This window comes from Nitrospirota bacterium (assembly GCA_016194305.1).
Taxonomy (GTDB): domain Bacteria; phylum Nitrospirota; class Nitrospiria; order JACQBW01; family JACQBW01; genus JACQBW01.
The window spans coordinates 25,417-49,828 of the sequence record JACQBW010000015.1 but is presented as its reverse complement, the minus strand read 5'-3'; the positions used below and the strand labels follow the sequence as shown (position 1 = coordinate 49,828).

The following is a 24,412-nucleotide window of genomic DNA, read 5'->3' as shown; positions in this document are numbered from 1 at the left end:
CATTTTCTGATCAAGCTGATTGGAGTCGTTCTTTTCCTTCCGTTTCTCTATCCGTTCGAATCGCTCATGATTCTCTCTTCCCCGTACACTGGAAGGCGGATCGCCAATGCCCATACTTTTTTTAATGTCGCCGTGGCGATCTTTTTTTTCCCGTTTGCCAGCACCCTCTCGGAGTGGATTACGCGTCTGCTACCTGAAAAACCGGAGGTGGAAACTTTCCCCAGGACGAAATACCTTGATCTGGAGCTGTTGCAAACCCCTTCGGTCGCTCTCGGTCAAGCCACGAAGGAGGCTCTGAGAATGGGGGAATTCGTCCGGGATATGTATCATAATACGCTGTTTGTTTTTAGGGAGGACAACCTCGAGCTGGCAGAAATTATTGAAAAGAAAGATGACTGGGTCGATACGCTCGACAGGGAAATCAAACTTTACATTACCCGACTCAGCCAAAAACATCTTTCGAGGGAAGAGTCCATCCGTGAAGTAGCCCTCCTTTCAATGATTAATGATCTCGAAAATATCGGGGATATTATCGATAAAAATCTCCTTGAACTGGCCAGAAAAAAAATCATGAAAGGGCTTCAATTTTCTCCGGAAGGGTTGTCCGAAATTATTGAACTCCATCAAATGATTGCCGGAAATTATGATCAAATGATCCATGCTATTGAACATCAGGATCTCGATTCAGCCCAAAAAGTTCTAAAGGAAAAAACGGTGATTAACCAAAAAGAGCGGGCGCTTTATCAGGCCCATATACAGCGACTCCATGCTGGCTACAAAGAATCCATTGAAACCAGCGCGATCCATCTGGACGTCCTGACCAATTTAAAGAGAATTAATTCCCATATTACGGGAATAATCTATCCGTTACTCGAACTAAAAAATCATCCGGGTTCATGAATCCCAATGAATTAAGAAAAATATTGTCCGGCGTACAATCCCGAAGACTCTCTCTTGCCGAAGCTTTAAAACGCCTCAAACATTTTAGTCATGAGGAGCTGGGATTTGCAATGCTCGACCATCATCGACATCTCCGCCTCGGTTTCCCGGAAGTGATTTTTTGCAAAGGAAAGACGGATCGTCAAATCCTCACTTTATTCAAACATTCCGCAGAAGTTCATCCGAGAGTCCTGGCGACCCGGGCCGAGCCGGAGACTTTCGAGAAAATTGAAAAGTCTTTTTCCCAAGCTCAATACAATGAATTGGGTAGAACGATAACTCTTATCAACAAAAAAGCGCGGAAAGTGTCCCCAAAAGGAAAAATCCTGATCGTCACCGCAGGGACATCGGATATCCCGGTCGCTGAAGAGGCAAAGGAGACGGCCATCATCCTGGGGAGCCGGGTTGAAACCATTTATGACGCCGGCGTCGCGGGAATCCACCGCTTTCTCGATAAACAAAATCTTCTTGAAAGGGCAAGGGTTTTGGTCGTCATTGCAGGCATGGACGGAGTCCTGCCAAGTCTGATCGGAGGATTGACGGATAAACCCCTGATTGCCGTACCCACCAGCCAGGGATATGGAACTGCATTTAATGGGATTGCTCCCCTGCTGACCATGCTGAACGCCTGTTCTTCGGGGATCGGCGTAATGAATATTGATAATGGCTTTGGTGCAGCGGTATTAGCCCACCGGATAAATATCTTGAAATGAAGACCGGATGAAGAAGATAGCCTATTTCGACACTTTTTCCGGAATCAGCGGAGATATGATCCTTGGAGCCATGGTGGATGCTTGGCTTCCCCTTTCCCATTTGAAGCATACCGTGAGGAAGCTGTTGCCAAAGGGAATTCATCTCCGTTCCCGGAAAGTAAAAAGAGGGCACCTGGCCGCAACCAAAGTGGATGTCCTCCTTTCCCCGCCGATTTCCCGGAAACCGAACAATATAAATTCAATTCTGACATTAATTGCAAAAAGCGCACTTTCTCCCTCCATAAAACAAAAAAGCAGCCTCATATTCAATCGGCTTGCGGAAGCAGAAGGAAGGGCTCATGGTTCCTCTCCGGAAGAGGTCTCATTTGATGAACTGGGTGGATTCGATACGATCGTTGATATTGTCGGGGCCGTTGCCGGCCTTGAATATCTCGAAATTGACGAAGTCCGCGCTTCCGCACTCAATCTGGGAGAAGGGTTCATCCGGATGAATCATGGTCAATTTCCGATTCCGGGACCGGTTACCCTCCACCTTTTGAAAAATATTCCGATTTATTCTAACGGGATTCGGAGGGAATTGACCACACCGACAGGCGCGGCGATTATTTCCACCCTTTCGGTCTCCTTTGGCTCGCTCCCGCTTTTTAAACCGGAAATCATCGGTATGGGGGCAGGCGAGGCGATCATCGACGAATCTCCCAATGTTTTGAGACTCATCATCGGTTTGGAGGATAAACCGTTTCTGCAAGATGAGGTTTATCAAATAGAAACCCATATCGACGATCTCAACCCGCAGGTCTATGAATTACTCGTAGAAAACCTTCTTCACGATGGGGCGCTCGATGTGTCTCTGACCCCAATCATCATGAAGAAAGGGAGGCCAGCGATACTTCTGACCCTCCTATCACCCTTAGAGGAACTTTCATCTCTTTCTGAGCGGGTGTTTAGAGAAACAACAACGCTCGGTCTCCGGATTCAAAAAGTCGCCCGGAGCCTGCTGAGCAGGAAGGAAGGACGATTTCAATCTTCATTTGGTTCAATCCGGATCAAAAGCACTATTAGGGGAGGCAGGCCAAAAGTCAGCCCAGAATATGAAGACTGTAAAAGGATCGCACAGACCCATAAAAAACCGATACGAGATATTTTAAATCAGATCGAAACTGAATTGTCATTAACCTTTAAAGTGGAGAAAAGCCGCTGATCCTGTCACTTCTTATCGTGTTTCTTTCGCTTGCGCTAATTCTGTTCGGCAGCACGCTCTTTACAAATGGAATTGAATGGGTCGGAAAGCATTTTAAACTGTCCGACGCCGCGACCGGATCCGTTCTCGCCGGAGTCGGCACTGCTCTCCCGGAAACGGTCATTCCCCTGATAGCCATTCTCCTCGGATCGGGTTCTGCTGAAAGCGAAATCGGCATCGGCGCCATCCTGGGCGCTCCCTTTATGCTATCGACTTTGACCCTTCCTCTGGTCGGATTTGGAGTCTACTTCTTTTCAAAAAGAAAAAAAAGGTCCAGGCAGATCCATCTCAATTTTCAGGAGATCGGAGTCGACTTAAAATATTTTCTGATTTCCTTTACTTTTGCAATTGCCGCCTCCCTGATTGAAAACAGACTGACTCATATAGTCATCGCGCTATTTTTGATCGGCCTCTATCTCTATTATTTAAAGATTGTTTTTCAACGCCCCTCAGCGGACCACCTCGACCTGGAACCCCTCTATTTTCGAAGAAAGGCAAAACATCCTGGCATCCTCATTGTCGGATTTCAAACCGTCACCGGGCTCGGTCTGATCATAGCCGGTGCTTACTCTTTTATCGACGGGATAAAAGCCATTGCCCTCATATTCCATCTGTCACCGATGATTCTTTCTCTTCTGGTCACCCCGATAGCGACAGAACTTCCCGAAAAGTTGAACAGTTTGATTTGGATCTCGAAAAAGAAAGACCACCTGGCATTTTCCAATGTCACGGGTGCCATGGTTTTTCAAAGCACTTTTCCGGTTTCAATCGGGCTTTTCGGAACTCCTTGGCGGTTTGACCAGAGCGGGACAGTGAATATTATTCTGACACTGGTCACCTCTCTTTTCTATTTCATGATTCTCCTATTCAAAAATGAGTGGAAGAGTTTTCAGCTCGTTGCAGGTTCTCTCGCCTATTTCGGTTACCTTCTCTACCTCCTCGTTCAATAATAATCGTGAAATTGTCTTCTTCAATCATTCTTGCTTTCTCCTTCCCGGACTAGTGAGATTTAAAGAAATCTTGGATCTCCGATCGCTTGTTTGTGACCCGGCAGGAAGGGAGCGACGCGAGGAATCGTTTGCCATACGATTTTGTCCGGATCCGGGGGTCCAAAATTGAAAAAAGACCCCGGTCTTCCGCGCTTCGAATAAGTCTCCCCAGTCCCTGCTTTAGGAGAATAATTGCTGAAGGTATCTGGTATTCCTGAAATGCATTAATATTCTTTTTTTGGAAATCGTGAATCCGCGCTTCGACAATCGGGTCTGAAGGAGAAGCAAACGGCAGTTTGTCAATAATGACGCAAGAGAGTGCTTCTCCCTGAACATCGACTCCCTGCCAAAAACTCTGCGTCGCAAACAAAACGGATGAAATTTCGTTCCGAAAAGTATCAAGAAGTTCTCTCTTTTGCCCATCTCCCTGTTTCAACAGAGGGAAATCCAGTTTATCCCGGCAATAGTCGTAGTAGAACTCCTTATTTTTATGACTGGTACAGAGAATAAATGCTCGGCCCGAAGTCAGTTGAAGAATCTGCAGAATTTCCTCGGCTGCCGATCTCGCAAAGGCGTCCGATGAGGGATCAGGCATTCCCGGCGGGAGATAGATCAGACCACGGGAGGAATAATCAAAAGGGGACTGAAACTGAATTTCCCGGTCCGGTATGATTCCGATCTTTTTTTTCATATGATCAAAGGTGTTCTCCACCGTCAATGTCGCAGAAGTCAAGATCATTCCCGCTTTGCGATTAAACAGATTTTCTTGAAGCCTTGATGCGATTTCAATCGGCGTTGCGTGCAAAATCATCCGGGGGGTTGCACTCCAATCGCCCGAATCCGGATTCCGAAGCTCTCCCCAATAAATCTCCTCCGGGCTCTGCTGCCTCAGAAAGATTCTCCCATACTCTTGGAGCTGTATCGCCCGGTCGGAGATTTTATAACATCCCTCGCTTTTTTTTGGAAAATTTTGGAAAGCGGCGCCGACCCATTGCAGGGAATTCAGGAAGGACACCGCCTCCTGCACCTTGGGACTCGTTTCCGGCAAACGAGAAAGTCTGATCCGTTTTTCTCCGGAAACCGGGACAAAGAGATTAAAAAAAAGATCCGCGCTTTTGATCAGATGATCAAGATTTTCCCAGAGCTGCTTATTATTAATCTGCAGGGTCTTGAGTTCTCTTCTCGCGTCCGCTACCAGTTCAAACAAATCGTAGAGAGAAAATTGAATTCCAAAATAGCTGGATGCAATCTCTTCGATCAGATGGGCCTCGTCAAAGATCACCTGATCATAGTCCGATAGAATTTGGCCGAATGAGTTTTCCCTGAGCGCCAGGTCCGCAAAAAAAAGATGATGGTTCACAACGATCAACTGGGAATCCTCCATTTCCTTCTTCATCCGGGTAATATAACAGTCGTCATAATAAGTACAGCTCTTCCCGTGGCACTGATTCCCGGTCACCGACATCTCCTTCCAGGCGGGAAACTTTTCGGGGAGGCCTGAAAGTTCGCTCCTTTCCCCATACACGGTCCCCTTTGCCCAGGCCTTAATTTGATCGATAAAAGGGGCCTCGTCACGGCTAAAAAGGAGGGGATTAAGAGAAAATCCGGCAAAACGATACAGACAGAGGTAATTCTCCTTTCCTTTCATCAGAACGGCTTTTATCGGTTGATGAAAAATTTTCCGTAGAACCGGAAGATCCTTGAAAAAAATCTGATCTTGCAACGTTTTTGTCCCGGTCGAAAGCACGACTTTTTTTCCGCTTAACAATGCCGGCACCAGGTAAGCAAAAGTTTTCCCCGTGCCGGTTCCTGCCTCGATCATCAGCTTCTCGTTCCGCATCATTGCCATCATCACCAATTTTGCCATATCAATCTGGGATGTCCGTTCTTCATATTGGGCAAACTGACTGGAAAGCAGTCCGGTTCTTCCAAAAAATTGTTCAATCTGTCTCTCGCAGGAGAGCGCAGTTAATTCGACGGGAGTTTTCTTTGACATTTTTTATGGATTTGCTATCTTTCAGATATGGAAATTTATGGTAAAAGCCTCGACGCCATTACCAAGGATATCGAAGAGGCCTATTTTATCCTGAATCCCCTTACGATTAAGAAACTGGAACCCGAACATTATAAGCCATTTCACCAGGCCCTGCTTAAAGAAATGATTTCAGTCCGGGCCGAAGGATTCCCGGCCCACGATTTGGACGGAATCCGGCGTAGAAACATCCGAATGCAGCGACTCCGCCAGGCGTTGGCAATTCTTGAGAACATCGCAAAAGAAAAACGAATTAAACTGGTTTAAAACAGTTGAGCCACGTTCAATTGACTTTCGTCATTACATTTTCTTTCGCAATCATCCCTTCCTTCTCCCCCTTGCTCTTCAATTGCGTCAATACTTCTTCCGCCGCTTTCTTTGTCATATAGTGCCCGATACGGACTCGGTAATATGTTCCCTTATCAGGAATTTCAGCGGAGATAATATACGAAGGGAATCCCTTTCGCTTTAACCGTTCTTGAAGATACACGGCCTTCTGATGGTCTTTCATTGAGGCGACCTGAAGCGTAAATCGTGGGGAAAGGCGGGGCGCTTCTTCCTGGGAAGTCGTTTTTGGATGAGGTGCCGTCGTCGGAGGAATCAGCGGAACAATCGACTCTTTCTTGCCTGCGTTTTCGCTCTTGTTCTTGAGATTCTTATAAAAAGTCAGGTCAGGTTCAGGATTTAATTTGGCGACCGGAATCTGGAGCATCTCTTTTCTGAGCTCTTTTTTGGCCGACGTTATTTTTTTCCAAACGAAAAGAGCCGTTCCTGCCAATCCGAAACAGAGAACCAGAATCAGGATCCACCTTCCCAGCCTGATGCCGGACGACTTTTTTTCTACAGAATCGGTAATATTGTCCAGATCCTTCATATATGCCTCTCGTTATTACAGGATAAACATTGCATCTCCATAGCTGTAAAACCGATACTTTTCCAGAATGGCTGTCTGATAAGCTTTCAGGATCTGTTCCCTTCCCGCAAAAGCGGAAACTAAAACTAAAAGCGTCGACCTGGGAAGATGAAAATTGGTAATGAGTGCTTCCACTATATTAAAAGAATAACCCGGAAAAATAAAGAGCTCTGTTGAACCTTCTCCGGAGGAAAATGCCCGTTCAGGCGTCGCTATGGATTCAAGAACCCGGGCAGAGGTCGTCCCCACAGCTATAATCTTTCGTTTTTCAGAATGCGCCATTCTAATCGCTTTGGCACTTTCTTCGGAGACACAGTAATTTTCGGAATCCATTCGGTGTTCTTCGACATTTTCGCTGGAGATTCCTTTAAATGTCCCCCATCCGACATGGAGCGTCACAGCGGCAATTTCGACACCTCGTCTTTGAAGTCGATTCAACAATTGCGGTGTAAAGTGAAGACCTGCTGTCGGCGCGGCCACAGATCCGTAACTTCTTGCATAGACTGTCTGGTAATTGGCAAAATCCTCTGCCTCTGATTTTCCGCCATCTCTTCGAACATAAGGCGGGAGCGGAACCTCGCCGAATCGGAGAAGATGATTTCGGACAAAGGAACCTTCTTCTTTAAACTCGATGAGAACTTTTCCTTCCCCGAGTGCCGAAACGAGTTTTCCCGCTAAACCTCCCTCGAAATAAAGCGTCTGATCCTCCCTGAATCTTCCCCTGAGCAACGCTTCCCACTGACAAGTGTTCTTTTCCCTGAGAAGCAGTATCTCGGTTTTGCCTCCGCTCTTTTTCACCCCTTTAAGCCGGGCCGGGAATACTTTCGAATCATTGACAATCAAAAGCGATTCCGGCTCAATCAGATCAGGTAGGTTCTCAAATCGAAAATGTTGAATTTTTCCCGTTTTTCGATGGAGAACCATCAAACGAGATTGGTCTCGAACTCCAGATGGGGATTGAGCAATAATTTGATTTTCGGCGGGATAGTCGAATTCGGATAATTTCATGGAAGAAGGTTATGCGGCAATCTGAAGCATTTTTTCCACTGCACTCCTCGCTTTCTTTTGAATTTCAACCGGAACTTTTACCTGGTTTTCCATATCTTCCAGGACCCAAAGTATTTTTTCCAGCGTATTGAGTTTCATATTTGCGCAATTACACCATTTACATGCGGGAACAAACGTTTTCTCAGGGTTCTCTTTTTCCAATCGATAAAGTATACCCGGTTCCGTCGCGACGATAATGGTCGAAGATTCGGATTCTTTTGCGACCCGGCAGATTCCGCTCGTGCTCAAAATCTGGTCTGCCTCCTGGATGATATCGGCAGGAGCCTCCGGATGAACCAATACCGGCGCATCGCGATATCGCTCTTGCGCCTGATGTAATTCCTCGGCCATCATCCGGACATGACTGGGACAGTATCCATCAAATATAATCATTTTTCTTCCCGTCTCTCCTTCTACAAATCTTGCGAGATGTTTATCCGGAATAAAAATGATCTTTTTCTCTCTGGGAATTGATTGCACGACCTTCACTGCATTAGAAGAGGTACAGCAAATATCGCTCTCGGCTTTTATTTCAGCCGAAGTATTGACGTAACAGACAACGACCGCTCCAGGATGTTCCGCCTTCAGCTCTTTGAGCTGTTCTACTGTAATCATGTCGGCCATGGGACAGCCGGAATGAATGTCCGGCATCAGAACAACCTTTTCAGGAGAGAGAATGGCCGCAGTTTCGGCCATGAAATGAACTCCGCAAAATACAATCACCTTCGCGTCTGTTTTTGAAGCTTTGATGGAAAGCTCAAGCGAATCTCCGAGATAGTCGGCCACATCCTGCACTTCAGGTATCTGGTAGTTATGGGACAATATAATGGCCTTTTTTTCTCTTTTTAGTTCGGTAATTCTGGCAACAAGATCCTGTTCACTCTTCAGATGTCTCATTTAATCAATTGCTCCGCTATCTGGACCGCATTCAATGCCGCCCCTTTTCGAAGATTATCTGAAACAATCCACAAATTCAACCCGGATGGAACAGAGTGATCTTCTCTGATTCTTCCAACAAACACTTCATCTTTGCCGGCATGTTCCACCGGCTGGGGGTAAATTTTTCTTTTGGGATCATCATAAACCACCACGCCGGGAGCTTCCGAAAGCAAGGCCCTTGCTTCGTTGGCCGTTAGTTTTCTTTCTGTCTCGATATTAACCGATTCGGAATGGCAGCGGAACACCGGCACACGGACGGTGGTCGCGGTAATTTGAATGGTATTGTCTCCCATTATTTTTCGGGTCTCATTAACCATTTTCATTTCTTCCTTGGTATAAGCATTATCCGTAAAATCATCAATATGCGGAAGACAGTTAAACGCAATCTGATGTGGGAACTCCATGAATTTAACCTCCTGAAACGCCAGGAGTGCTTTTGTTTGGTCGAGTAATTCATCCATCGCTTTTTTTCCTTTCCCCGAAACCGACTGAAATGTAGTCACGACGATTCTCCTGATTTTGGCGGCCTGATGAATCGGATAGAGGGCCACAACCATCTGAATCGTTGAACAATTCGGATTGGCTATAATCCCCTGATGAGAATAGCCCGCAGCCATATTCACTTCGGGAACCACAAGCGGGACGCTTTTTTCCATCCGGAAGGCGCTGCTGTTATCGATAACCACGCTTCCCGCTTTCGCCGCAAGAGGAGCATATTTCAGGCTGACCCCTGAACCGGCCGAGAACAGACAAATATCGATACCATCAAAACAATGCTCTTCAAGCGCTTTCACCTTGAACGGTTTGCCCCGAAAGGTGAGACTCTTCCCAACGGAGAGCGGTGAGGCAAAAGGGTGGAATGATTTTACCGGAAAATTCCTCTCTTCAAGGATCTCCTTCATCTCATTTCCGACGACTCCGGTCGCTCCAACCACCGCCACGTCATACGAGACCTTCTTTTTCAACATTTTGAAACTTTCTCATGGAAAGCCCTCGAAATGAGGTCGCCCATTTTAGATGTTCCCACGATCTTTTCTCTTCCGGAGTTTAAAGCAATATCGGCAGTCCTGAAACCGAGTGCGAGCACATCGTTGACCGATTGCTCAACCGCGGCGAAAGCCTCTTCCATCTCAAAGGAGTATTTCAGCATCATGCCTAACGAAAGAATCTGGGCAATCGGATTGGCGATCCCTTTTCCGGCGATATCAGGTGCGGAACCGCCCGAAGGTTCAAAAAGTCCGAAGCGCGACCCGGTCAGGGATGCAGAAGGAAGCATTCCCAATGATCCCGTCAACATGGCCGCTTCATCGCTCAAAATGTCTCCAAACATATTATCAGCCAATATCACATCAAACTGGCGCGGATTTTTGACTAGCTGCATCGCGGCGTTATCAACATAGAGATGATTCAGGGTGACATCCGGATACTCCTTCCCGATACGGGTCACCACCTCCCGCCAGAGTACCATCGTGGTGAGGACGTTCGCCTTGTCAATGGAGGTCACCTTCTTGTTTCTTTTTCGTGCGGCCTGAAACGCAACATGGGCAATCCGTTCAATTTCCGGTGTCGTATAGACGAGGGTGTCGAACGCTTTCTCACCCGATTCGGTTTTTTCACGTCCTTTCGGTTGACCGAAATAGATTCCTCCGGTCAATTCTCTGACAATCAGAATGTCAAACCCTTCACCGACAATGTCTGGACGCAGAACCGAAGAGCTGGCCAAAGGGGGAAAAACGATTGCCGGTCGCAAATTGGCAAAGAGTCCAAAAATCTTCCTTAAGGGAAGCAGTGCTCCTCTCTCGGGCTGTTGATCCGGCGGAAGCTTCTCCCATTTTGGACCTCCGACCGATCCGAACAAAATGGCATCGGACTCTTTGCAGATTTCGACTGTCTTTTCCGGAAGCGCTTTTCCTTCATGGTCAATGCCTGCCCCACCTACCAAAGCCTCGGTCCTCTTAAACCTGACCTGGAATCCTTTCTCGACTTGATCAAGGACTTTCAGGGCTTCTCTCATCACCTCGGGTCCAATACCATCCCCGGGCAAAACCGCAATCTTAAATTCCTTTTTCAAACTGGATTTCCTCTCAAAATCAAATCAGAATACAAATGCCAACGGACCTTTAACCTACTGAAAATAATAAGGTTGTTTAGAATAACTGACCTCCTGAGGTCGATCAAACGTGATGAATCGACACGCGATGGTTCGACTCGAATTGCTTGATCTTTTCCGAAACTTTCAGCGTCATGCCAATGTCGTCCAGTCCATTCAACAGTGCGTCACGACGATAGTCATCCACCGGAATTGAAAAACTCGAGCCCTTCTCAGTGGTAATTTTCTTTTCCTTCAGATCGACCGTTAGCTGGAATCCAGCTGTCCGACGAACCTCCTGAAAAAGGTGTTCCACGCTGTCTTCGTCAAGCCGAACGGGGAGAATCCCGTTTTTGAAACAATTGTTATAAAAAATATCGGCAAACGAAGGGGCAATCAAACAGCGGAAACCGTAGTCGAGCAAAGCCCACGGGGCATGCTCTCTTGACGATCCACAACCAAAATTTGCCCGCGTCAGAAGGATCGAGGCGCCGCGATACCTGCTTGCGTTTAATTCAAAATCAGGATTCAGTGCCTTATGACTGTCATAGCGCCAGTCAAAAAAGAGAAATTGACCAAATCCGGTTCTTTCAATTCTCTTGAGAAATTGTTTTGGAATAATCTGGTCGGTATCCACATTATTGAGGTCAAGCGGAGCAACAATTCCGCTGAATTTCCTAAAAGGTTCCATTCAATCTACCCTTTCCCAACGACATATTTACGGATATCGGCAAAGTGCCCCTCTATTGCAGCCGCAGCAGCCATAAGCGGACTCACGAGATGCGTTCGTCCATCTTTTCCCTGGCGTCCTTCAAAATTCCGGTTGGAAGTTGAAGCACATCGCTCTCCCGGTTTTAAGGTGTCCGGGTTCATTCCCAGACACATCGAACATCCGGACTCCCTCCAGTCAAAACCGGATTCTCTGAAAATCTTGTCCAATCCTTCCTCTTCTGCTTTTTTCTTAATCGGTTGAGATCCCGGCACAATCATCGCGTAGACTGATGACGCTACCTTTTTTCCTTTCACAAATCCGGCAACGCGTCGAAGATCTTCGATTCTGGAATTGGTACATGAACCGATAAACACACGATCAATCGATATATTCTGCAGAGGGGTTCCGGGCTCAAGTCCCATGTATTCCAAGGCTCTTTCAGCCGATTTTCGTGCGTTGGAATCGATCATGGCGGCCGGATCAGGAATCGCCCCGTCGACGGGAATGACCTGGCCGGGATTTGTTCCCCAGGTCACCTGGGGAACAAATGTCTTTGCATCGATCTTTAATACACGGTCGTATTGAGCGTCAGAATCAGAAGGCAATCTCTTCCAATTTTCAACCTCTTTGTCAAACTCTTTCGGAACGTACGCTCTCCCTTTTAAATAGGCATAGGTCTTTTCATCCGGGGCAATCATTCCGGCTTTTGCTCCTGCCTCAATGGACATATTGCAGACCGTCATCCTCTCTTCCATGGATAGCGCGCGAACCGCTTCTCCGCCGAATTCAATCACATAGCCTGTCCCTCCTTCGGTCCCGATCTTTCCGATGATTGACAGAATCATATCTTTCGCTTCTACGCCATAGGGGCGAACGCCATTGACTTCGATCAAAAATGTTTTAGGCCGCTCTTGCCAAAGACACTGCGTCGCAAGGACATGTTCCACTTCACTCGTCCCGATACCGAATGCTAGCGCCCCGAAAGCCCCATGAGTCGAAGTATGGCTGTCTCCGCAGACAATTGTCGATCCGGGAAGGGTGATTCCGAGTTCCGGCCCGATGACATGAACAATCCCCTGATCGGAATTTTTTAAATCAAATAGCGTGATCTTGAACTCGCGACAATTTTTTGAGAGCGTCTCCATCTGGAGAGCCGAGATCAAGTCTTCAATGGGAAGAGAACGATCTGAAGTCGGGACATTATGATCCATGGTTGCAAAGGTCAGATCAGGGCGTCTGACCTCACGTCCGGCAAGCCGGAGGCCGTCAAATGCTTGCGGCGACGTGACCTCATGGACCAAATGTCTATCGATATAGAGGAGACTTGGCTTTTCTGGTTCCTCATGCACAATATGATTTTCCCAGATTTTCTCAAACATCGTTTTAGGCTTCATGGCCCCCTGATCTCCCCTCTTTCAATTTCAAATGGCTTAAACCACCATTTTCCCACAAAATATCTCTGAATTAAATCGGTTTTTTTGAGTCAAAGCAGATCAAAAGGCAAAACGCCGCACTTTCCGATACGGCCGAAATGCGACCCAATCGAAAAAAAAGGAAAAGAATGTATGGTCTTATTTGAAATCGATAGAAAGCACGGAAGATTTTTTGGGCAAAATTTCAATTTCTCTAATTTTAGATTGAAACCCTTCATGCCAAAACCTGACTTTGTATTTACCTGGAGGAATATCGGCAATCCTAAATCGACCTTCCCTATCGGACACGGCACTATACGGATTGTCGACTACCACAAGCCATCCCTGCATGAACTTATGCGCATCACACCTCACATTGATCACTCCGGTATTGGCAATTGTTTTTTTAATATTCTTTCCCCCTGACGGCATGGCGATATTCAAAAGGGTGGCTTCTTCCATATGGAGATGGGTGTTATGAAGTACCGGATCAGAATTCCTGACTTCATAGACGTCTCCCACCATTCCGACCTGAACATGGGGAACAAAATGACATTTTTTATTTTCGATTACTAAAATCGAGTTCGAAGGCTTCTTGCCAGTCATGACCCCTTCTATCGAAATGACCACATTCTGCAGCACCCTGCCGGAACCGACAATAAATTTTTCTTCTTCGACGGACGCTCCGCAGTAATCGGCATTGTTGACAACCTGGTGCGAAACGTTTACCTGCGGATCCCCGGTAAACTTAACAGTTCCGGAAAGCTCTCCCCCTTTTTCAACCGGAATTACTTCGTAGGCCATCGAAAAGGGACTGAATCCTAATAGGATAGCCGCGAGAAAAAATTTGGAAACAGACCCTCTACGCCAACTCGAAACAAAATGTCCCACCATAGGATTCTCCGCAAACCCAGACTATTTTCTCGCTTTTCTAAAACTTTCCGGACGGTTACCCAGCCGCGGCGTTTCAGGGGGCCAAATTCTGACAAAACTACTACCTATCCTCACGTTTGTCAATTCAAATCACCTGTTATTTAACGTCAGTTCACCGCGCAGAACGGTTATCGCCTGGCCACCGAGAATAACGCGGTTTCCGTTCGACTGAACCCTTAAGTAACCCCCTCGTGACGAAGCCTGATAGGCGATCATCCTCTGTTTTCCCAGTTTGGAATTCCAATAGGGGTATAACGCACAATGGGCCGAGCCGGTCACCGGGTCTTCCGGTATCCCCACTTTTGGACCAAAAAACCTTGAGACAAAGTCATAATCCGGTGAATTTGACCGGCTCGTCACCACAATGCCTCTTCCCGGTAGCTTCTTGAGCAGTTCCATATCCGGATCGAGTCTCCTGATTTTATCTTCCGAATCGACTTCAACCATGATATCAAACTGATTTCTTGCCATAAATACCGGCTTGACTTTCAATGCACTCTCAACCAATGCCATGTCATCGTCGGGAAGAGGTTTCTGAATCCTGACTACAGGAAAATTCAGTTCTATCCAACTCCCGCGAAGTTCTGCAATGAGTAGCCCGCTCTTCGTGTAGAAACGACCTTGCTGATTCGAATCTAGTAGTCCCTCTTCCCATAAAACATGCGCGCTGGCCAGAGTGGCATGTCCACAGAGATCGACCTCCCCTCCCGGCGCGAACCATCGTAGACGATATCCTTCCCTCTCCTGATAAAGAAAGGCCGTTTCTGATAAATTCATCTCCCGGGCAAGATCTTGCATCCAGGATTCATTCAAGCCCGGTCCCGGCAAGATACAGACAGCCGCTGGATTACCCGTAAATGGCTTATGCGCAAACGCGTCGACTTGATAAATTTTATTACCCATGATTCTGCATCAGGGATTGTGAATCGATATTTTATTTTCCCGGGGCGTCCGGGGCATTCCTGCGAGCCGGTTCAGAGCGTTTAAATAGGCTTTGGCGCTGGCGATCAGGATATCCGTATCGGATCCATGTCCTGTCACAACCTTTCCGTTTTCCTCGACCTTCACGGTCACCTCTCCCTGGGCGTCTGTACCGCCCGTAATCGCCGACACTTGATATGAAAGGAGTGTTCCCTTATTTTGGGTGAGTCGATCGAGTGTTTTATAAACCGCGTCGACGGGCCCATCTCCTTTTCCTATTTCTTTAATCAGATTTCCCTCTCTTTCCAGCTCTATGGTTGCAGTCGGGCTCACCTGAGTCCCGCTCTCTACGTAGAGTGTTTTTAGTCTAAATTTCTCGTTCTGATTCGATATCTCATCGCTCACAATGGCATTGAGGTCGTCTTCGAAAACCTCCTTTTTCTGATCGGCCAGTTTCTTAAACCGGTCAAAAGCCCTGTCAATCTCTCCATCCGTCAAATCATATCCCATTTCACTTAACCGGTTTCGGAAGGCGTGCCTGCCCGAATGTTTCCCCATAACAAGCTGGCTCTGACCCAAACCCACCGCCTCGGGCGCAATGATTTCATATGTCGACTTTTCTTTAAGAAGCCCGTCCTGGTGAATGCCGGATTCATGGGCAAATGCATTCGCTCCGACAATCGCCTTGTTGGCCTGCACCTGCATTCCGGTCACCCGGGTCAAGAGCCGGCTCGATTTGATGATCTCTTCCGTCTTGATACGGGTATCCGCCTGGTAATTGTTTTTCTTTGTTCGGAGAGCCATAACGACCTCTTCCAGAGATGCGTTTCCCGCCCTCTCCCCGATTCCATTAATCGTGCACTCGACCTGCCCAGCACCCTGCCTGATGGCCGCCAGCGAGTTGGCGACGGCCAGACCCAGATCATTATGGCAGTGCACTGAAATCACGGCATGCTGGATATTCCTGACATTTTCTGTGATTCCCCTGATCAATGCCCCAAATTCCTCCGGAGTCGCATACCCCACCGTATCGGGGATATTCACAGTCGTCGCACCCGCATCAATGACCGCTTCCAAAACCGAATAGAGATAAAACGGATCAGATCGGGTCGCGTCCATCGGGGAGAATTCCACATCTTCGACATACGATTTCGCCCTTCGGACCATCTCCGAAGCGCGATCTCGGGCATCTTCTCTTGACATCTTGAATTGATGTTCAAGATGAATATCGGAAGTGGATAAAAAAGTATGAATTCTCTTTTTCGGAGCATCTGCTATCGCTGCAGCGGCACGATCAATATCTTCTCCCCTCGCTCTGGCCAGACTACAGATAACCGGCCCTTCCACCTCTCTTGAAATTCTCTGGATCGCCTCAAAATCTCCCTGAGAGCTGATGGCAAATCCGGCTTCGATAATATCAACCCCCAGTTGAGCCAGCTGTTTTGCGATAATAACCTTTTCCTCCACATTCATGCTGCATCCGGGAGATTGCTCACCATCTCTCAAAGTCGTATCGAATATTCTGACATTTCTCATTTCTTTCCTCCTAAGTCAATTTGCGCCAATAGGCAGACAAATAAAAAAACCTTCATTCCTGTAGGGTCGCCAGTACGGCCCTACAGGGACGAAGGTTTCTTCGTGGTACCACCCTGTTTCAACGCTGAACTTCGAGCGTTCTTCATTGCTCTGATTACGGCAAGCATCCGGCCTTCATTACAAAGGGGTTTCCCTCTTCACGAAAGCAGCTCCAAGGCGAGTTCGTTCGTTTACATATCAGTTTTCACCACCCACTGATTCTCTCGTTAATGCAAAACGACCTACTACTCCTTTTCACAGCTTTTAATTTTTAACGGCGAGGAGGAGGTGAGAATCCCTCTTCATCACCGAGTTCATCAAAATCCTCGTCCGAATCATCCTCCACTTTTGCCTTTTTTGAAAAAAGAGCACGAAACGGTCTGGAAACCGGACCTGACAGTGCATAGAGAACGATGAGTAAGAATAGCATAATAACCGGTTCCAATGCAATCAGTCCAAAAATAAGTACCGCCCAGACCAGATATTGAAAGGAGCGTCTTGACTTCAGGTTAATATCTTTAAAGCTCCGGTATTTGATCGTGCTCACCATCAGAAAGGCAAGGGAATAGGTCATAATCAGAATTAATACCGGCTTCACTTCGGATCCAAGCCTTAAAATATGATTGTCCACAATGACCATCATCGCGACAGTAATGGCCGCAGCAGGAATCGGGAGTCCATTAAAATAACGCGGATCCTGAGAGCTGGTCTGGACATTAAATCGCGCCAGACGCAACGCACCGCATACCACAAACAAGAATGCGGCGATCCATCCTAACCGGTTGTAGGAGTGAAGTGCCCAGGAATAAATCAGAAGCCCGGGAGCAAGACCAAATGAGATTAAATCAGCAAGGGAATCATATTCGGTTCCAAACCGGCTTGTGGCATTCGCCAATCGTGCCACTTTACCATCGAGCGAATCAAATACAGTCGCCGCCAGAATAGCGTAGGCTGCCAGAAGGTAATCGGCATTAAAAACCGAAATCACGGCATAGAACCCGCTGAAGAGGTTTCCTGTCGTAAATAAATTAGGAATCAGATAGACGCCTTTCTGGCGGACCTTATTCATCTTGATCATGGAAGCATTCCCAATACTGTTTCTCCGGCTCTCACTTTATCTTTCAGCTTTACCAAAATGCGAGACGCGTCGGGAAGATAAATATCCACCCGGGAGCCGAATTTAATTATACCACATCGCTCTCCCTTTACCAATCGGTCCCCTTCCCGGACATAACAAAGAATACGTCTCGCGATGAGCCCGGCAATCTGAATAAAGAGGATTGTTTTTCCTGAATCTGTTTCCAGCAATATCGCATTCTGCTCATTTTCAAGCGAGGCCTTTTCCGCATTTGCGGCAAAGAACTTTCCCTTTTCATAGGCAATTTTTCGGACCGTTCCGGCATAGGGAGATCGGTTGACATGAACGTTAAATACATTCATGAAAATGGAGATCTTGATTGCTTTTGCGTTTAAGAAGCGGTCTTCGTGGACAGGTTCCATGACAATGATTTCGCCATCGGCAGGGGACAGAACCGCCCCCGCCTCCTGGGAGCCGGAACGGTCCGGGTTTCGAAAGAACTGGAGAATAAAGAGAGAAAAAATTCCGAATAGAATCGCTAAAGGGATGACATCCAAAAAAAGTGAGAGAAGGGTCAATCCTATAAAAAGACCTAAATAGGGAAGCCCTTCAATGGCAATTGGGAACCCTCTAGTTTTTGGTTTTGTCAACGAGACGTTCCTTTTTTAACCAGGGCATCATCTCACGGAGACGGGATCCGATTTCTTCAATCGGATGATTCTCTCCTTTCTTGCTAAGGGCGTTAAAAACCGGCCTGTTGGCTTTATTTTCCAGAATCCACTCTTTGGCAAAATGACCACTCTGAATTTCACCGAGGATTTTCTTCATTTCTGACTTCGTCTGTTCGGTCACGAGCCGGGGGCCGCGGGTTAAATCTCCGTACTTCGCAGTATTGCTGATCGAATAGCGCATGTTGGATATTCCCCCCTCGTAAATCAAATCCACAATCAGCTTGACTTCATGGAGACATTCAAAATACGCCATCTCCGGGGAATAACCTGCTTCGGTCAAAGTTTCGTACCCCGCCATGATGAGTGCTGTCAACCCACCGCACAAGACCGACTGCTCTCCGAACAGGTCTGTCTCGGTTTCTTCTCTAAAATTGGTTTCTATAATTCCGGCTCTACCCGCGCCGACTCCCTTGGCATAAGCCAGAGCAATGTTCTTGGTGTCGCCTGACGGATCTTGATGGATTGCAATCAAAGCGGGAACCCCGCTCCCTTTCAAATATTCCGAGCGGACCAGATGCCCTGGACCTTTCGGGGCAACCATAAAAACATTTAAGTCTTTTCGAGGAACAATTTGACCAAAGTGAATATTGAAGCCATGCGCAAAGGAGAGGAAAGCTCCCTCCTTTAAAAACGGAGCGATCTCCTGGGCATATAGATCCCCCTGCAATTCGTCGGGAGCAAGAATCATAACAATATCAGAAGTTTTGGCGGCATCGCTCACTTTCATCACTTTCAAACCGGAACGTTCGGCCTTATCCCAGGATTTTCCCGGCCTTAATCCAACCACTACGCTCACACCGCTCTCCTTTAAATTATGCGCATGAGCATGTCCCTGACTGCCGTACCCGATCACGGCAACCGTTTTGTTTTTAAAATTCTTTATTTCGGCATCTTGATCATAATAGATTTTCATGGCTTTTCCCTTTTTGATTTTTGGATATCATTCCCAGTCTGTTAATCTTATCCCTCGGCGACCTTTCTCTCGACTATTCGCAGGGGCTTGCGTCGCCCCCTCAACTGGCAAAGCCAGATTGAGACTCCCCCTCTCGCTCGCCTTGCTCGCTGGGACCGGCGTCTAACTCATCCCTCGGCGACCTTTCTCTCTCTTTGGACCAGCATTTTGGCTTCCTCGCGGGCAATGGCGATTCGGCCGGTACGAACAATTTCCTTAATGCCGAGAGGCCGCAAAAGATTGATCATCGCTTCAATCTTGCGAACCTCCCCCGAAATTTCAATGGTATAGGAGGTCGGACTGGAATCAATGATTCTACCTCTAAATATATCGGTGATGCGGAGTGCTTCCGCTCTATCCTCACTTCGGGCATGAACCTTGATCAAAGCCATCTCCCGTTCTACAAACTCATTTTCTGTCAAGTCAACCACTTTGATGACATCGATCAGTTTGTTTAGCTGTTTAACAATCTGTTCAATAATCCTCTCATCCCCTTCCGTCACAATCGTCATCTGGGAAATTGAAGGATCCGTCGTCGTTCCGACTGAAAGACTTTCAATATTAAATCCTCTTCCGCTGAAGAGACCGGAAACACGAGATAACACACCAAATTTGTTCTCAACCTGAACAGATATTATTCTCTGCATAAGCTCTTTCTTTATGAGGATGGATTAAGCTGTCAAGATAGAATCGGGGTCCGCCATTCGAGCGGGTTTATCATCATGAACAGGTTTGGGATCTTCAAAGACCATGGCATAATTGGATCCGCCAGCGGGGACCATCGGGTAAACATTCTCATTCGGATCAACGACAAAATCCATGACAACAGGCTTCTTCACACGTAGCGCTTCCTGGATCACATCTTCCACTTCATCCGGTTTGGTCGCCCGCAACCCCACCGCACCGTAGGCCTCTGCCAGCTTTACAAAATCAGGTGTTCGATCCAGGTAGCTTGAAGAATAGCGATTTTCATAAAAAAGCTGCTGCCACTGCCTGACCATCCCGAGATAGCGGTTATTTAAAATGGCGACCTTAACGGGGAAGTTTTCGACCACCGCCGTAGCCAGCTCCTGAATGTTCATCTGAATGCTGCCGTCTCCGCTGATATTGATCACAAGCTTCTCCGGGAAAGCGGCCTGAGCTCCCAGAGCGGCCGGAAAACCATATCCCATAGTCCCTAATCCACCTGAATTCAGGAAAGTCCGGGAATTCTTGAATTTATAAAACTGCGCCGCCCACATTTGGTGCTGACCGACATCCGTTGTGACGATCGCCTCTCCATGAGTCAACTCATATAGCTTTTCAATCACGAACTGGGGTTTAATGACGCTGGATTCTTGATGGTAAAGAAGCGGTCTCTCCTTCTTCCACTTCTCAATCTGTGCAAACCAGGGCTTTCTTAATTCCTTCAAATCCCCATTTTGGGAAAATGAGTCCCTCAGAGCCTCATTTAAATCTTTCAAGACGAATTTGACATCGCCGACGATTGGAATGTCAACTTTGAAATTCTTGCGAATGGAAGTGGGATCTATGTCGATATGAATCACTTCGCACTGGGGAGCAAAATCGGCGACTTTTCCCGTTACCCTGTCATCGAATCTGGCACCAATGGCCACCAGGAGATCACAATCATGTACTGCCCAGTTCGCGCAGGCCAGCCCATGCATTCCCAACATTCCCATCGAAAGATCATGCATTCCCGGAAAGGCGCCCAGGCCCATAAGGGTCATCGTAACAGGAATCTGTGTCAACTCAGCCAATTCCCTGATTTCTTTGTGGGCATTCGCAAGAACGACGCCACCACCCACATATAGAACCGGTTTCTTCGCTTTAGTAATCGCCAGCGCCGCCTGCTTAATTTGCCATTTATTTCCCTGAACCGTCGGATTATAACTTCGGATTGACACTTTGTCCGGGTATTTAAATTCGGTTTTAGCGAAAGTAACATCTTTCGGGAGATCGATTAACACGGGTCCGGGACGACCCGTCGTGGCGATATAAAAGGCCTCTTTGATAATCTGGGCCAGATCCTTGACATCTTTAACCAGAAAATTGTATTTGGTGCAGGGTCGGCTGATACCCACAATATCAGCCTCCTGAAAAGCATCATTGCCGATCATCTGAGAGGGAACCTGGCCCGTGATGACCACGATCGGTGTCGAATCCATGTAGGCGTTCGTCAATCCTGTCACGGTATTCGTCGCTCCGGGGCCCGATGTCACCAGAGCAACACCAGGCCTTCCCGTCGCCTTCGCATACCCCTCGGCCATATGAATTGCCCCTTGTTCATGCCGGGTGAGTATGACCTTGATTGACTTTTCATGATAGAGGGTATCAAATATTCCAAGAACCACGCCGCCAGGAAGACCAAAAATAGTGTCTACCCCCTCTTTCTTTAACGATTCCAATAAGATCTGGGAACCTGATAATTTCATAATGAGATCCTTCTTAAATGAAGTCCGATTCGCAGCCGCAATTCCAGAAAAGAGATTATTTTTCAACAAATTAGCATACGAAGCCCGCTTTCGTCAATATCAAAAAGAGCCCCTTTACCCCAAGTGCACCTCTCACCACAGATCCTGATCAAGAATGTCTCGGTCAGGGCAATTGGATGTTGACACCTTTTTTTATTTCGGGTAGAGTAGCCGAAAAATATTTGACAGACTCTTTTCTCATGATTCAATGATTAATCTTATTTATTCTACCGGGTGAGCATATGAATAAGAAAAATATCTTTAGCTTCTCTCTTTTTTTGATCGTTGCTGCTTCATTTATCTCTATTGCCGGATTGCTGACGACGAGCAGGCCGACTCATGCCGAGTACGGAGACCTTACGCTGAATCATTACGCTGAAAAAGCAGGAATGCCCCCGGTTGTTTTTCCACACTGGTTTCATCGAATCCGATTCAAGTGCAAAGTTTGCCATCCCAATATCTTTGAAATGAAGCAAGGTTCCAATGATATTACGATGGTCAAGATTGTCAAAGGAGACTACTGCGGGAAATGCCATAACGGAAAAATCGCATGGCCTCCAATTTATTGTGACCGTTGTCACTCGGGAAAAAGCGATATTACGATTCCCAAAGCCCGAGGATTTTTGAAATAGTCAACACCCATCATTTCTACTGCTAATGATCCGGTCTTATTTTATTAGGATGATGCCTTATGATGATCAAAAATAATCTTTCAAACGCTCTGTTGCTTGTGACGACCATTTTTGTTTTGACTTCCTGTTCCTGGTTCCACTCGGCTCAACAGCCTGAATCCAAAAAAGACGCACCTGCCGTTCAGGAGGCCGCACCGTCAGTCGTGCCCGCTCCCGGAGCTTCAGCAGTAACGACGCCCGTGACGACAACTCCGGAACCGCCGGCAGCGGTTTCACCGACACCCGCGGCATCTTCCGAGTCGAAGAGTGAACCACCGGCCCAGCCGGTTGAATCTTCTGGCTCGTTGAAGGAAGTCGATTATTCCCATATCACTCTTGCCCCTGGACCCGATGAAAAACCGTTAACCCGCGAAGAAATTGCGAAGATACCTCCCTCCGAGGCGATTTACCTAAGTGGACGAGGCGTGATGGCTGGGAAAGGTGATCCCAATCATCCTCCGGGTGACGCCAATCAGTTTGGCAAGGCAAAACATCCTGTCGCATTGGAGGTCTCTGACCTCCCGAAGGATCAGTATGGTCTGGTGAACTGGGCCGATGCACTGAGGCAGGGAAAAGTGACGCCAAAAGGTTCCCTCAATCCTGATGAGCCTGACATGCCTCCATTCGATCTTTCGTTTGATATTCCGACAAAAAGCAATTTTATGCCCAATGTCATTTTCCCTCACAAGATCCATACCATGTGGTTGACCTGTACCAACTGTCATCCTGCAATATTTCTCATGAACCACACCGAAAACAATAAGAATATGACCATGCCGAAAATAGCCTCGGGGGAATACTGCGGCCGCTGTCATAATCGAGTCGCTTTCCCGCTTAGCGATTGTCTTCGTTGCCATGTTGTTCCAAAAGAAGGCGATAAGTATGAAGGGACTGTTTTTCCTGGCGCCGGGGACGTGAGTATGGAAAATTGTGGAAACAAGGGAATCGGCTGTCCCGCTGCGCTCGCTAACTCAACCTCTCAGACCCCTTCCAAATAATCAGGAGGGTATGACTCGCGGGTTTAAAGCCGATTGTTCATCTCATGATCATTTTAATTCTCCTATTTGGCCTCTTTTTCGCACCGATACCTGCCACTGCAGCGGAAACCCAGATTTACGAAGTCGTTATTCTCCCCAATATCCTTAAATTCGACCCAGATAAGATAACGATTAAAGTCGGAGATACGATCCGCTGGCACAATAAAGATGAACGGAAACATGTGCTTGCTTCGGTCCCCGGTTCGGGGCCTACAGATGATCTTGAAATCTTTTCGGATGAATTTCGTCCTGGAACCGTTTACAGTCACACCTTCAAAGACCCCGGCGAATACCCTTATTTCTGTTTTATACACAATAAAATGACCGGGATGATTACGGTCGAAGGAAGAGAGAAATAAATTTGTTCCATTTCAAGAAATCCGCTCTATTTCTCTCTCTTTTTTTGACGTTTACTTCCTGCGTACAGTCAGAAACTTCCCAAAAACTCATTCAGAAAAATGACCCTTCTCCCGTTGAGAAGTCGGGACAGGAAACAACCTCTCTTTCTGAAGACGCGCATCCACTTGCTTTTGACTATCTTCCAAAGGCAAAGCAGGGGTACGTTGACTGGGTTCAGGCACTCCGGCAGGGAATTATACATCCCAAAGAAACGCTAACCGGCGATCCGGATACACCTACCATGCCCCCGCTCGATTTCAATATTATCTTCAAAGCCAAAGGTGACATTCCCGACGTCGTTTATCCTCATCTGGCACATACCGAATGGCTCGATTGCAGAAATTGCCATCCCGGTATCTTTAAAATGCAGGCCGGCTCAAATCCGGTGACCATGGAAAAAATAATTCAGGGAGAGTATTGCGGAAGATGTCATGGCAAGGTCTCCTTTCCTTTAAGCGATTGCAGTCGATGCCATACAAAACCTAAATCCTGATTCTCATTGAACCCTCACCGAAACTAAGCGGGGAATAATCGATCACGTGCTGATCCTGTCGAAATCAGTTTTTTTTCTGTTCATTCTCCTCACCTTGTTCCGCTCTCCGTCTCATAGCGCCAA

At 47.2% G+C, this 24,412-nt stretch carries 25 protein-coding genes and 1 other annotated feature; of the genes, 9 read left to right on the top strand and 16 right to left on the bottom strand.

Annotated features, from left to right (window positions below; translation table 11 throughout):
- The 4 genes from HY200_05955 to HY200_05940 form a co-directional block, all read left to right on the top strand.
- Positions 1-900 (top strand): Na/Pi cotransporter family protein (locus tag HY200_05955; GenBank protein MBI3594486.1); only part of this gene is annotated, 900 nt, incomplete at its 5' end.
- Positions 897-1,652, top strand: a complete 756-nt coding sequence (gene larB, locus HY200_05950) for a nickel pincer cofactor biosynthesis protein LarB (protein ID MBI3594485.1) — start codon at positions 897-899, stop codon at positions 1,650-1,652. The genes HY200_05955 and larB, both read left to right, overlap by 4 nt.
- Positions 1,653-1,659: 7 nt before the next feature.
- On the top strand, positions 1,660-2,853 hold the full coding sequence (larC, locus tag HY200_05945) for a nickel pincer cofactor biosynthesis protein LarC (protein ID MBI3594484.1): 1,194 nt from the start codon (positions 1,660-1,662) through the stop codon (positions 2,851-2,853).
- 17 nt (positions 2,854-2,870) lie between these two features.
- Positions 2,871-3,842 (top strand): sodium:calcium antiporter, encoded by a 972-nt coding sequence (locus HY200_05940; GenBank protein MBI3594483.1) that lies wholly within the window; start codon positions 2,871-2,873, stop codon positions 3,840-3,842.
- Between the two features lie 49 nt (positions 3,843-3,891).
- On the opposite strand, the gene HY200_05935 is transcribed toward HY200_05940, so the two are convergent.
- Positions 3,892-5,877, bottom strand: a complete 1,986-nt coding sequence (locus tag HY200_05935; protein MBI3594482.1) for an ATP-dependent DNA helicase — start codon at positions 5,875-5,877, stop codon at positions 3,892-3,894.
- A 27-nt stretch (positions 5,878-5,904) separates the two neighbouring features.
- Between HY200_05935 and HY200_05930 the strand changes: the two genes are divergently transcribed.
- A complete protein-coding gene (locus HY200_05930; protein MBI3594481.1) occupies positions 5,905-6,180 on the top strand; it encodes a hypothetical protein in 276 nt (91 codons plus the stop codon).
- 16 nt (positions 6,181-6,196) lie between these two features.
- Here the strand turns inward: HY200_05930 and HY200_05925 are convergent, their stop codons facing one another.
- The 15 genes from HY200_05925 to ilvB form a co-directional block, all read right to left on the bottom strand.
- On the bottom strand, positions 6,197-6,787 hold the full coding sequence (locus HY200_05925; protein ID MBI3594480.1) for an SPOR domain-containing protein: 591 nt from the start codon (positions 6,785-6,787) through the stop codon (positions 6,197-6,199).
- A gap of 15 nt (positions 6,788-6,802) precedes the next feature.
- Entirely contained in the window at positions 6,803-7,834 is a 1,032-nt protein-coding gene (gene queA, locus HY200_05920; GenBank protein ID MBI3594479.1) for a tRNA preQ1(34) S-adenosylmethionine ribosyltransferase-isomerase QueA, read from the bottom strand.
- Between the two features lie 9 nt (positions 7,835-7,843).
- A complete protein-coding gene (gene nadA / locus HY200_05915; protein ID MBI3594478.1) occupies positions 7,844-8,770 on the bottom strand; it encodes a quinolinate synthase NadA in 927 nt (308 codons plus the stop codon).
- Positions 8,767-9,780, bottom strand: coding sequence for an aspartate-semialdehyde dehydrogenase (locus tag HY200_05910; GenBank protein MBI3594477.1), 1,014 nt, complete (start codon positions 9,778-9,780; stop codon positions 8,767-8,769). Before HY200_05910 ends, nadA begins: the two co-directional genes overlap by 4 nt.
- Positions 9,774-10,883, bottom strand: a complete 1,110-nt coding sequence (gene leuB / locus HY200_05905; protein ID MBI3594476.1) for a 3-isopropylmalate dehydrogenase — start codon at positions 10,881-10,883, stop codon at positions 9,774-9,776. Before leuB ends, HY200_05910 begins: the two co-directional genes overlap by 7 nt.
- 103 nt (positions 10,884-10,986) lie before the next feature.
- The gene (gene leuD / locus HY200_05900; protein MBI3594475.1) at positions 10,987-11,592 is read right to left on the bottom strand and encodes a 3-isopropylmalate dehydratase small subunit; all 606 of its coding nucleotides are present in this window, start codon (positions 11,590-11,592) and stop codon (positions 10,987-10,989) included.
- A 5-nt stretch (positions 11,593-11,597) separates the two neighbouring features.
- Complete coding sequence (gene leuC / locus HY200_05895) at positions 11,598-13,007, bottom strand: 3-isopropylmalate dehydratase large subunit (GenBank protein MBI3594474.1); 1,410 nt, start codon at positions 13,005-13,007, stop codon at positions 11,598-11,600.
- Positions 13,008-13,184: 177 nt separating this feature from the next.
- Positions 13,185-13,829, bottom strand: coding sequence for a carboxypeptidase regulatory-like domain-containing protein (locus HY200_05890; GenBank protein MBI3594473.1), 645 nt, complete (start codon positions 13,827-13,829; stop codon positions 13,185-13,187).
- 219 nt (positions 13,830-14,048) lie between these two features.
- Entirely contained in the window at positions 14,049-14,861 is an 813-nt protein-coding gene (locus tag HY200_05885; GenBank protein MBI3594472.1) for a PhzF family phenazine biosynthesis protein, read from the bottom strand.
- A gap of 9 nt (positions 14,862-14,870) precedes the next feature.
- Positions 14,871-16,415, bottom strand: coding sequence for a 2-isopropylmalate synthase (locus HY200_05880; protein ID MBI3594471.1), 1,545 nt, complete (start codon positions 16,413-16,415; stop codon positions 14,871-14,873).
- Between the two features lie 81 nt (positions 16,416-16,496).
- Positions 16,497-16,722, bottom strand: a binding site (T-box leader).
- A gap of 3 nt (positions 16,723-16,725) precedes the next feature.
- Positions 16,726-17,532: a CDP-diacylglycerol--serine O-phosphatidyltransferase gene (pssA, locus tag HY200_05875; GenBank protein MBI3594470.1), complete on the bottom strand. Its 807-nt coding sequence runs from the start codon at positions 17,530-17,532 to the stop codon at positions 16,726-16,728.
- The gene (locus HY200_05870) at positions 17,529-18,182 is read right to left on the bottom strand and encodes a phosphatidylserine decarboxylase family protein (protein MBI3594469.1); all 654 of its coding nucleotides are present in this window, start codon (positions 18,180-18,182) and stop codon (positions 17,529-17,531) included. Before HY200_05870 ends, pssA begins: the two co-directional genes overlap by 4 nt.
- Positions 18,163-19,176: a ketol-acid reductoisomerase gene (gene ilvC, locus HY200_05865; protein ID MBI3594468.1), complete on the bottom strand. Its 1,014-nt coding sequence runs from the start codon at positions 19,174-19,176 to the stop codon at positions 18,163-18,165. The genes HY200_05870 and ilvC overlap by 20 nt, the downstream gene beginning before the upstream one ends.
- A gap of 167 nt (positions 19,177-19,343) precedes the next feature.
- A complete protein-coding gene (gene ilvN / locus HY200_05860; GenBank protein ID MBI3594467.1) occupies positions 19,344-19,862 on the bottom strand; it encodes an acetolactate synthase small subunit in 519 nt (172 codons plus the stop codon).
- A 24-nt stretch (positions 19,863-19,886) separates the two neighbouring features.
- Positions 19,887-21,650 (bottom strand): biosynthetic-type acetolactate synthase large subunit, encoded by a 1,764-nt coding sequence (ilvB, locus tag HY200_05855; protein MBI3594466.1) that lies wholly within the window; start codon positions 21,648-21,650, stop codon positions 19,887-19,889.
- A gap of 281 nt (positions 21,651-21,931) precedes the next feature.
- On the opposite strand from ilvB, the gene HY200_05850 reads away from it, so the two are divergent.
- Genes HY200_05850 through HY200_05835 form a run of 4 tightly spaced genes read left to right on the top strand, consistent with a single transcriptional unit; the run spans position 21,932 to position 24,289 of the window.
- The gene (locus HY200_05850) at positions 21,932-22,321 is read left to right on the top strand and encodes a hypothetical protein (protein ID MBI3594465.1); all 390 of its coding nucleotides are present in this window, start codon (positions 21,932-21,934) and stop codon (positions 22,319-22,321) included.
- 59 nt (positions 22,322-22,380) lie between these two features.
- The gene (locus HY200_05845; protein MBI3594464.1) at positions 22,381-23,358 is read left to right on the top strand and encodes a hypothetical protein; all 978 of its coding nucleotides are present in this window, start codon (positions 22,381-22,383) and stop codon (positions 23,356-23,358) included.
- Between the two features lie 44 nt (positions 23,359-23,402).
- Entirely contained in the window at positions 23,403-23,756 is a 354-nt protein-coding gene (locus tag HY200_05840; protein ID MBI3594463.1) for a cupredoxin domain-containing protein, read from the top strand.
- A 2-nt stretch (positions 23,757-23,758) separates the two neighbouring features.
- Positions 23,759-24,289: a hypothetical protein gene (locus HY200_05835; protein MBI3594462.1), complete on the top strand. Its 531-nt coding sequence runs from the start codon at positions 23,759-23,761 to the stop codon at positions 24,287-24,289.
- The last annotated feature ends 123 nt before the right edge of the window (positions 24,290-24,412 follow it).